Source organism: Microbacterium sp. BF1 (assembly GCF_019279095.1).
GTDB lineage: Bacteria > Actinomycetota > Actinomycetes > Actinomycetales > Microbacteriaceae > Microbacterium > Microbacterium maritypicum.
This window is the reverse complement of the sequence record NZ_JAGYWT010000038.1, coordinates 1-10,010: the sequence shown is the minus strand read 5'-3', so window position 1 is coordinate 10,010 and position 10,010 is coordinate 1. Positions and strand designations below refer to the sequence as shown.

General features: G+C 64.9%; 8 protein-coding genes. 6 read left to right on the top strand and 2 right to left on the bottom strand.

Annotated elements, in window-relative coordinates:
• Nucleotides 1-231: 231 nt before the first annotated feature.
• From dnaN to KZA10_RS02600, 6 genes are all read left to right on the top strand, one after another.
• Nucleotides 232-1,374 carry a DNA polymerase III subunit beta gene (gene dnaN, locus KZA10_RS02625; protein ID WP_218682098.1) on the top strand — a complete coding sequence of 381 codons (1,143 nt, stop codon included), beginning with the start codon at nt 232-234 and terminating at the stop codon, nt 1,372-1,374.
• Between the two features lie 202 nt (nt 1,375-1,576).
• Nucleotides 1,577-2,770 (top strand): DNA replication/repair protein RecF, encoded by a 1,194-nt coding sequence (gene recF / locus KZA10_RS02620; RefSeq protein WP_055875445.1) that lies wholly within the window; start codon nt 1,577-1,579, stop codon nt 2,768-2,770.
• Nucleotides 2,763-3,281, top strand: coding sequence for a DUF721 domain-containing protein (locus tag KZA10_RS02615; RefSeq protein ID WP_218682097.1), 519 nt, complete (start codon nt 2,763-2,765; stop codon nt 3,279-3,281). The genes recF and KZA10_RS02615 overlap by 8 nt, the downstream gene beginning before the upstream one ends.
• 118 nt (nt 3,282-3,399) lie before the next feature.
• Nucleotides 3,400-5,469 (top strand): DNA topoisomerase (ATP-hydrolyzing) subunit B, encoded by a 2,070-nt coding sequence (gene gyrB, locus KZA10_RS02610; RefSeq protein ID WP_256934322.1) that lies wholly within the window; start codon nt 3,400-3,402, stop codon nt 5,467-5,469.
• A 43-nt stretch (nt 5,470-5,512) separates the two neighbouring features.
• Complete coding sequence (gene gyrA, locus KZA10_RS02605) at nt 5,513-8,068, top strand: DNA gyrase subunit A (RefSeq protein WP_055875450.1); 2,556 nt, start codon at nt 5,513-5,515, stop codon at nt 8,066-8,068.
• A complete protein-coding gene (locus KZA10_RS02600) occupies nt 8,065-8,469 on the top strand; it encodes a DUF3566 domain-containing protein (RefSeq protein ID WP_141385621.1) in 405 nt (134 codons plus the stop codon). The genes gyrA and KZA10_RS02600 overlap by 4 nt, the downstream gene beginning before the upstream one ends.
• A gap of 72 nt (nt 8,470-8,541) precedes the next feature.
• On the opposite strand, the gene KZA10_RS02595 is transcribed toward KZA10_RS02600, so the two are convergent.
• Together KZA10_RS02595 and KZA10_RS02590 are read right to left on the bottom strand one after the other, a co-directional pair.
• Nucleotides 8,542-9,252 carry a VIT family protein gene (locus KZA10_RS02595; protein ID WP_141385620.1) on the bottom strand — a complete coding sequence of 237 codons (711 nt, stop codon included), beginning with the start codon at nt 9,250-9,252 and terminating at the stop codon, nt 8,542-8,544.
• A gap of 96 nt (nt 9,253-9,348) precedes the next feature.
• A partial coding sequence (locus KZA10_RS02590) for a Fic family protein (protein WP_218682096.1) occupies nt 9,349-10,010 on the bottom strand: 662 nt, incomplete at its 5' end.

Sequence of the window (10,010 nt, the reverse complement as noted above, 5' to 3'; positions counted from 1 at the left end):
CTACTCGCTCTTGCTATCCACCGACTTATCCACAGTATCCACAGCTGTTAACACCGTTAAGGAGTTAAGTCATTCAATGCGCGATCCGATCACCAGACGGTGGGGAGAACCGCCGGACGAACGACAAGAACCTCGGCGTAGGGATACGCCGGAGTGTGGGGCTAGCATGGGAAGCCCTGCACCGGCAGGGCAGACGACAACGCGTCACAGTTCGACGACAAGGGAGCACCCGTGAGGTTTCAGGTCAACCGCGATGTCTTCAGCGAGGCTGTCTCGTTCGTCGTCAAGCTTCTGCCGCAGCGCAACCCCCAGCCGATCCTGGCCGGAGTCCTGATCGAAGCCGATGGTTCCGGTCTGACACTCTCCGCCTTCGACTACGAAGCATCCGCGCGGACGACCATCGAAGCCACGGTGGAGACACCCGGCACGATTCTGGTCCACGGCCGGCTGCTCTCCGACATCGCGAGCCGCCTCCCGAACGCTCCGATCGAGATCGCGGTCGAGGAAGACGGCGGCATCGCCGTCACCTGCGGCTCCGCACGGTTCACACTCGCTGCCATGCCGGTCGAGGAATACCCGTCGATCCCCGAGGTGACGGGTTCTTCCGGTGTGGTTCCCGCCGACGACTTCGGCACCGCCATCTCCCAGGTCGGATTCGCCGCGTCGCGTGACGATGTGACCCCCGTGCTCACCGGTGTGCAGCTCGAAGTCTCCGGACACAACCTCAGCCTCGTCGCGACCGACCGCTACCGCGTCTCGCTGCGGGATGTGCCGTGGGACGGCGAAGCCGTCGAGGCCACCGCACTGGTTCCCGCACGCACGCTCCTCGAAGTGGGTAAGACCTTCGGTCACGCCGGCACGATCCAGGTGGCCTTCTCCGGAGCAGGCGACCGAGAGATCATCGCCTTCACCGCAGGAAACAAGACCGTCACTTCTCTCCTGATCAAGGGCAATTTCCCGCCCGTTCGCCGACTCTTCCCGGAGCAGACGGATCACTACGCGGTCGTCAACACGGCCGACCTGGTCGAGGCCGTCCGCCGAGTTTCTCTCGTTCTCGATCGCGCTGCTCCACTGCGTTTCACGTTCTCCAGCGACAGCGTGACCATGGATGCTTCGGGGGGAGACCACGCACGCGCCTCCGAGTCTGTCGATGCGATCCTCGCCGGCGGCGACGAGGTCACGCTCGGCCTGAACCCGCAGTACCTCATCGAGGCCCTCGGCGCGGTGAAGAGCGAGTTCGTCCGCGTGACGTTCACCTCGAGCGACAATGCCAACAAGCTCAGCCCGGTGCTGATCACGAGTCAGACCTCCGTGGACCAGGCCGGCCTCGACTCGTTCAAGTACCTGCTTCAGCCCAACCTGCTCCTGCGCTGATCCTCTCCGCTACCTCCCTACCCGAAACGTTCCCGGATCGGCCGGCGCCTTGGCGCTCACGTAGATCCTTCGGGAGATGTGGTGATCCCGGAATGAGCATCGGGAGGGAACCCGCTCTGCGAGCGAGGGGCGCGTCGTCACCTGCGCCCCACATGAAAACCAGAGAAGAACCTGTGTCAGACCCCGAAGGTAGGCTGACTCCGTGATTGTGGAGCACCTGAGTCTGGTCGATTTCCGCAATTACGCGACCGCTGAACTCACCCTGCATCGCGGACCGAACGTCCTCGTCGGGCGCAACGGTCAGGGGAAGACGAATCTCGCCGAGGCCATCGTTTTCCTCGCGACGCTCGGATCGCACCGTGTCTCCTCGGATGCGCCGATGGTCCGTGACGGGCAGGAGTTCGCAGTGATCCGCGCGCGACTCTCGCACGGCGAGCGTCGCGTGCTCGCCGAGGTCCAGGTGAACAGGCAGGGATCGAACAAGGCTCGCATCAACGGCTCGCCCTCGAAGCCGAACGAACTCCCCCGCTACGCACATGTGGTGCTGTTCGCTCCGGAAGATCTGCAGATCGTGCGCGGCGACCCCTCGGCTCGCCGCCGCTTCACCGATCAGCTCCTCATCCAACGCACTCCGAGGCTCGCGGCCGTCCTCGCCGACTACGACCGTGTGCTCAAACAGCGCAATGCGCTGCTGAAGTCTGCCCGAGCTCGCGGTGTCCGCGGCGAAGGATTGAGCACGCTGGATGTGTGGGACGACAAGCTCGTCTCGCTCGGGTCGGAGATCATCACGGCACGTCAGCGTCTCGCGGCGGATCTGCAGCAGCCGGTTGCCGATGCCTACGAGGCGATCGCCGGTGCCGATCATCGTCCGGAACTGGAGTGGGCGCTCTCCGTCGGCGGCGGCGACCCCGAAGAAGGAGAAGACGGTGGCGAAGGAGCCGACGGCGCATCGGCCATCGACCGACTCAGCGATCCGCACCGTATCGCCGATCTCTTCCGCGCGTCGCTCGCAGCGAAGCGGTCGAACGAGCTCGATCGCGGGCTGACCCTCACCGGGCCGCACCGGGACGACCTGGTTCTGCGTGTTCGCGACCTCCCCGTGAAGGGCTATGCCTCTCACGGCGAGTCCTGGTCGGTCGCCCTCGCCCTCCGGCTGGCCTCGGCCGAGCTGCTGCGCAGCGAATCCCCCGCCGGCGACCCGGTGCTCATCCTCGACGACGTCTTCGCCGAGCTCGACGCCGATCGGCGTCAGCGACTCGCGGCCCTCACGGCCGGCTACGAGCAGGTGGTGGTGACGGCGGCGGTGGAGGAGGATATCCCCGAGGTGCTGCATGCCCACGTGGTGCGCATCAGCGCCGGAACGATCAGCGACGAACGGGAGGCGGCGGATGACTGACGCGGCTTCGACTCCCGCGGCTTCGACTCCCGCGGCCGAAGTTCCCGAGACGATCGGCACGTACCTGCGCCTTCGGGGCCTGCAGCCGAGCTCCAAAAGCTGGAAGCGCAAGCGGCGCATCGCCAACGACGATGACAACGCTCCCTTCACTCCTGGGCGCGATCCTGGTGCTCTCGGCGCGGTGCTCGACAAGCTGAGCCGTGACTCCGGCTGGCAGATCACCCTCGCTCGGGAAGATCTCGTCCGTCAGTGGGCCGATCTCGCCGGCGCCGACACAGCGAAGCACTCCGAACCCGTCTCCCTGGAGCGCGGCCTGCTCACGGTGAAGTGCGACTCGACCGCGTGGGCGAAGAACCTGCAGTTCATGCGGGCCACGATTCTCACGGAGATCGGCCGACGGTATCCCGACGCAGGGGTCCAGAATCTTCGCTTCATCGGACCGGACGTTCCCTCGTGGAAATGGGGTCCCAGAGCCGTTCCAGGACGGGGCCCGCGCGATACCTACGGGTAGGGCACCACGCAAGGGGGTCGAAACGCTCACAGGCCCACACACGGCCGTTGAGCGGCATTTCTCGACGAAACTCCGCTAGAATGGGAGTTCGTGATATCGATGTGGAGAATGCCCTCTGATGACGCCTGAATCCCCTGCTGACGAGACGGAATCGAACACCGGGGGAACCCCCGCAACCGAGGGCACCATTGCACCCAAGGCGAAGCAGCCTGGTGAGTACGGTGCGGATTCGATCCAGATCCTCGAAGGCCTCGAGGCTGTGCGCAAGCGCCCCGGTATGTACATCGGGTCCACCGGGCCTCGAGGACTCCACCACCTGGTCTACGAGATCGTCGACAACTCGGTCGATGAGGCTCTGGCCGGCTACGCCGACACGATCTTCGTCACGATGCTCGCCGATGGCGGCGTGCGCGTCGTCGACAACGGTCGAGGCATCCCGGTCGATCCGCATTCCTCCGACCCGAACAAGTCGACGGTCGAGGTCGTGCTCACGATCCTGCACGCCGGCGGAAAGTTCGGTGGCGGCGCCTACGCCGTCTCCGGTGGTCTGCACGGTGTCGGATCCTCCGTCGTGAACGCGCTGTCGACGCGCTTCGACGTCGAGGTGAAGCAGAAGGGATTCGTCTGGCGGCACAGTTTCGCCGACGGTGGCATCCCGCAGCAGAAGCTCGAGAAGGGCGAGGCGACGGACGAGACCGGAACGAGCATCACGTTCTGGCCGGACTCCTCGATCTTCACCGAGACCATCGAGTTCGACTACGACACGCTGCGCACGCGGTTCCAGCAGATGGCCTTCCTCAACAAGGGCCTCCGCATCGAGCTGCGCGATGAGCGCGAGTCCTCCGCCTACGAGGTCGAGGAAGACGGCTCGACCGTCACCAAGCAGCCGGGAGACGTGTTCTTCTACGAGCGCGGCCTGGTCGACTACGTCGAGTACCTCAACAAGGTGCGTCACGCCGAAGTGGTCAACGACGAGATCATCGCCTTCGAGTCGGAAGACACCGAGCGCAAGATCTCGCTCGAGGTCGCGATGCAGTGGACCACGTCGTATACCGAGAACGTGTTCACCTACGCCAACACGATCAAAACCCACGAGGGTGGAACCCACGAAGAGGGCTTCCGCGCGGCACTGACCACCCTGGTCAACAAGTACGCCCGCGCGAACAATCTCCTCAAGGAGAAGGACGACAACCTCTCCGGCGACGACGTGCGCGAGGGACTGACCGCGGTCATCTCGATCAAGCTCGGAGAACCGCAGTTCGAGGGCCAGACGAAGACCAAGCTCGGCAACACCGAAGCCAAGGCCTTCGTGCAGAAGGTCGTCGGCGATCAGCTCGGCGACTGGTTCGAGCGCAACCCGAACCAGGCGAAGAACGTCATCCGCAAAGCGATCGACGCCGCGACCGCCCGCCTCGCCGCGCGGAAGGCGCGAGAGACCGCCCGTCGCAAGAGCGTGTTCGAGTCGGCGGCGATGCCCGACAAGCTCAAGGACTGCACGAGCAAGGACCCGTCGATCAGCGAGATCTTCCTGGTGGAGGGTGACTCGGCCGGTGGTTCCGCGGTGCAGGGTCGCGACCCGCACACGCAGGCGATCCTGGCGCTGCGAGGGAAGATCCTCAACGTCGAGCGCGCGCGTCTGGACAAGGCCCTGGGCAACAAGGAAGTCCAGGCGATGATCCAGGCCTTCGGCACGGGCATCGGCGAAGAGTTCGACATCGAGAAGGCGCGGTATCACAAGATCGTGCTGATGGCCGATGCCGACGTCGACGGCCAGCACATCACCACGCTGCTGCTCACGCTGCTCTTCCGCTACATGCGCGGACTCATCGAGGCCGGTTTCGTGTACCTCGCGATGCCGCCGCTGTACCGCCTGAAGTGGTCGAACTCCGCGCACGAGTACGTGTTCAGCGACGCCGAGCGCGACGCCCTGCTCAAGCACGGCATCGAGAACGGCAAGCGCATCCCGAAGGATGCCGGCATCCAGCGCTACAAGGGTCTCGGCGAGATGAACCCGAAGGAGCTGTGGGAGACGACGATGGATCACACCACGCGCACCCTGCAGCAGATCACCATCGAGGACGCCGCCGCGGCCGACGAGATCTTCAGCGTGCTGATGGGCGAGGACGTCGAGTCCCGACGCAGCTTCATCCAGCGCAACGCCAAGGATGTCCGCTTCCTCGACATCTGATGCCCGCGGGCTCAGACCAGATGTGTGACAGAGAGATTGATTCATGACTGACGAAGAACGCACCGAACCGGAACACGATCACGGCAAGATCGATCAGGTCGACCTGCAGTCGGAGATGCAGCGCAGCTACCTCGACTACGCGATGGCCGTCATCGTGGGGCGCGCGCTCCCCGATGTGCGCGATGGGCTCAAGCCCGTGCACCGCCGTGTGATCTACGGCATGTACGACGGCGGGTTCCGCCCCGACAAGTCGTTCTCGAAGTGCGCCCGTGTGGTGGGCGAGGTCATGGGCCAGTACCACCCGCATGGCGACTCGGCGATCTACGACGCCCTCGTGCGACTGGTGCAGCCGTGGTCGCTGCGGTATCCGCTCGCCCTCGGCCAGGGCAACTTCGGCTCGCCCGGCAACATGGGTGCCGCGGCCCCGCGGTACACCGAGACCAAGATGGCCCCGCTCGCGCTCGAGATGGTGCGCGACATCGAAGAAGACACCGTCGACTTCACCGACAACTACGACGGCCAGACGCAGGAGCCGACGGTCCTGCCGGCCCGGTTCCCGAACCTGCTCGTCAACGGCTCGGTCGGCATCGCGGTCGGCATGGCCACCAACATCCCGCCGCACAACCTGCGCGAGGTGGCCGACGCCGCCCTCTGGGCCCTCGACAACCCCGGCATCTCCCGTGAGGAGCTGCTCGAAGGTCTGATCCAGCGTGTTCCCGGACCGGACTTCCCGACCGGCGCGCAGATTCTCGGAAACAAGGGCATCCACGAGGCGTACCGCACCGGTCGCGGCTCGATCACGATGCGCGCGGTCGTCAACGTGGAGGAGATCCAGGGTCGTACCTGCCTCGTCATCACCGAGCTGCCCTACCAGGTGAACCCCGACAACGTGGCCGTGAAGATCGGCGACCTCGCCCGCGACGGCAAGATCACCGGTATCGCCGACATCCGCGACGAGTCCTCCGACCGCACCGGACAGCGTCTGGTCGTCGTGCTCAAGCGCGACGCCGTCGCGAAGGTCGTGCTGAACAACCTGTACAAGCACACCCAGCTGCAGGAGAACTTCGGCGCGAACATGCTCGCGATCGTCGACGGTGTGCCGCGCACCCTCGCGATCGACGGCTTCATCACGCACTGGATCTCGCACCAGATCGATGTGATCGTCCGTCGCACGGAGTTCCGTCTGCGCGAGGCCGAGAAGCGCATGCACATCCTGCGCGGATACCTCAAGGCGCTCGACGCGCTCGACGAGGTCATCGCGCTGATCCGTCGTTCGCAGACCACCGCGGATGCGAACGAGGGACTCCAGAAGCTCCTCGACATCGACGACATCCAGGCCGACGCGATCCTGCAGATGCAGCTGCGCCGCCTCGCCGCTCTCGAGCGTCAGCGGATCATCGACCAGGCCAACGAGCTCGAGGCCCAGATCACCGACTACAAGTCGATCCTGGCCGATGAGGGTCGTCAGCGCACGATCATCCGCGAAGAGCTGACCGGTATCGTCGACCGCTTCGGAGACGAGCGTCGCACGCACATCCTGCACGGCTTCGACGGTGATGTCTCGATGGAAGACCTCATCGCCGAGGAGGAGATGGTCGTCACCGTCACCCGCGAGGGCTACATCAAGCGCACGCGCAGCGACAACTACCGTTCGCAGCACCGCGGCGGCAAGGGCGTCAAGGGTGCGCAGCTGCGCGCGAACGACATCGTCGAGCACTTCTTCGTGACGACCACGCACCACTGGCTGCTGTTCTTCACCGACAAGGGTCGCGTCTACCGTGCGAAGACCTACGAGGTGCCCGAGGCCGGGCGCGATGCGAAGGGCATGCACGTCGCGAACCTGCTCGCCCTGCAGCCGGACGAGAACATCGCGCAGGTGCTCGACATCCGCGACTACCAGGTGGCGGACTACCTGGTGCTGGCGACGCGCGAGGGTCTGGTCAAGAAGACGCGACTCGAGGCGTACGACACCAACCGTCAGGGCGGCGTCATCGCGATCCGCCTGAACGAGGAGGACGAACTCGTCAGCGCGCTCCTGGTGAACGCCGAGGACGACATCCTCCTCATCAGCCGTCGCGGCATGTCGGTGCGCTTCGAGGCGACCGACGAGGCACTGCGTCCGATGGGTCGTGCCACGGCCGGTGTCCGGGGCATGAAGTTCAAGATCGACGAGGACTGCCTGCTCTCGGCTTCTGTCGCAGCGCCCGGCAAGTTCGTCTTCGTCGTCACCGACGGCGGGTACGCCAAGCGCACCGCGGTGGAGGAATACCGCGTGCAGGGACGCGGCGGAACAGGCATCAAGGTCGCCAAGCTCAACGACGATCGGGGCACTCTCGCGGGTGGTCTGATCGTCTCCGAGGACGACGAGGTCTTGGTGGTTCTCTCCAGCGGCAAGGTGGTACGCTCTGCCGTGGCCGAGGTCCCCGCCAAGGGTAGAGACACCATGGGAGTGGTGTTCGCCCGTACGACGGAGGCCGACCGCATCCTCGCCATCGCCCGTAACGGCGAGCGTGGCCTCGCCGAAGACGAGGCGGAAGCGGAGGATGCCGAGACCCAGGCCCCCGAGACGACACAGACCCCCGAGGATACAGACGCATGAGCACAGTGGCCGACAAGCTGGCGAAGAAGTCGACCCGCAAGACCAGTGGCAAGCAGGTACGCCTCCGACTGGTCTACGTGGACTTCTGGTCGGCCGTGAAGCTCTCGTTCCTCGGAGCGGTCGCCCTCGCGGTCGTCACGATGGTGTCGTTCTTCCTCATCTTCCTGGTGTTCCAGGCGACGGGGATCATGACGACGGCGGAGAGCTTCCTGCTCGGCATCACCGACAACAGCTTCGTTCTCTCCGAAGTGGTCGGTCTTCCTCAGGTGATGGCCTTCGCGGCTGTGGTCGCCATCTTGAACCTGATCGTCTTCACGGTGCTCGGCGCCGTGGTGGCCGGAATCTACAACCTCGCCGTGAAGGTGACGGGCGGACTGCTCGTCGGCTTCATGTCGAACTGATCCTCGGAACGGATCAGACGAAGGGCGGATGCTGCGGCATCCGCCCTTCGTCGTTCCTCGTCGCGGTGGTCGCTAGACGACGCCCGTGGTGCCGAGAAGGGTGCCGATGAGCCAGGTCGCGGCCAGGGCGAGCCCGCCGCCGATGACCAGTCGGATCGATGCGCGCACCGGCGCCGAACCCCCGATCTTCGCGGACAGCATGCCCGTCACGGCCAGAGCCAGGAGGACGGCCACGAAGGTGACCGGGACCCGCCACTCCGGGGGCGGAAGCAGGATGGCCAGCAAGGGCAGCAGCGCGCCGAGAGTGAAGGCGATCGCCGACGACATCGCCGCGTGCCACGGATTCACCAGGTCGTCCTGGTCGATGCCGAGCTCGACCTCCAGGTGCGCAGCCAGGGCGTCGTGCGCCGTGAGCTCCTCCGCGACCTGACGCGCCGTCTCGTCGGAGAGTCCACGGTCGCGGTAGAGCTGAGTGAGCTCGTCGAGCTCCGCTGCGGGCATGGTGCGCAGCTCTTCGCTCTCCTTCGCGATGAGGGCACGCTCACTGTCGCGCTGGCTGCTCACCGAGACGTACTCGCCGAGCGCCATCGAGATGGCTCCACCCACGAGGCCGGCGATTCCCGCGGTGAGGAGTGCGGCGTTGTCGGTCGTCGCGCCGGCGACTCCGACCACGAGCGAGGCGACCGAGACGATGCCGTCGTTCGCGCCCAGCACCCCCGCGCGCAACCAGTTCAGTCGCTGACCGAGCCCGGCGCCGTGCGGCTCCCCTTCGTGTGTCGTCATGCCCCCAGTGAAGCAGATCGGCGATGGGGATGTGACGAGGGTGCCCGGTTCGACTCCGAAGCGACAAGAAAGCCAAAGAAGAACATGCGCTTGGCTTTATGAGCTCTCCTGATCTCCCAGCTGAGCAAGCCGTGACGATAGATCGTTCGTCGGGTGCCAAACGATCGGGTGTTTGGCCACCCCGCGGGTGAGTAGTCCGAACGACTCTAGGTATGAGAGATCGTTCCTAGCCGTTTGGGTGGAAACTCGATAGCGGTTGGCGATCTCGATCGCAGTGATTCCTGAAGGAGATTCTCGCGTGAGCCATTCGAGGATTTGAGTCTGACGCATATTGAAGTCCCGGACAGCGCTGCGAAGCGCGGACTGCACCCGCTGCGATTCACGCTGGCGGCCTTCGATGTAGAGGTCGAGCTCGTCGAGAGCCCGTGCGATCACGTGGAGCTGGTGGAGGATGAAGTATGTGAGGTCATTGCCGTCGTCTTCGGTGTATTGGTAGCTGTCGCCATACCTTCCGGGAGCGGCACGGAGGATCTTTGATATCGCAAGGTACTCGGCCAGCCAGTACCCGTTGTGAAGCATCGACCAGTAGAAGGAGGTTCGGGCGATCCTGCCATTTCCATCAGCAAAGTAGTGGTCATACCCGAACATGAAGTGGGTGATGATCGCGCGGACAATGGGAGGGATGTAGGGCGATTCGGACGACGAGCCGTTCGCGAAGGCGCTGAGCTCTCCTAGGCGATCGGGAAGCTCCTCTGCCG

Coding starts and splice junctions, on each gene's coding strand:
- gyrA (WP_055875450.1), top strand. CDS start 5,513: ATGACTGACGAAGAACGCACCGAACCGGAACACGATCACGGCAAGATC.
- KZA10_RS02595 (WP_141385620.1), bottom strand. CDS start 9,252: ATGACGACACACGAAGGGGAGCCGCACGGCGCCGGGCTCGGTCAGCGA.
- KZA10_RS02615 (WP_218682097.1), top strand. CDS start 2,763: ATGACTGACGCGGCTTCGACTCCCGCGGCTTCGACTCCCGCGGCCGAA.
- gyrB (WP_256934322.1), top strand. CDS start 3,400: ATGACGCCTGAATCCCCTGCTGACGAGACGGAATCGAACACCGGGGGA.
- KZA10_RS02600 (WP_141385621.1), top strand. CDS start 8,065: ATGAGCACAGTGGCCGACAAGCTGGCGAAGAAGTCGACCCGCAAGACC.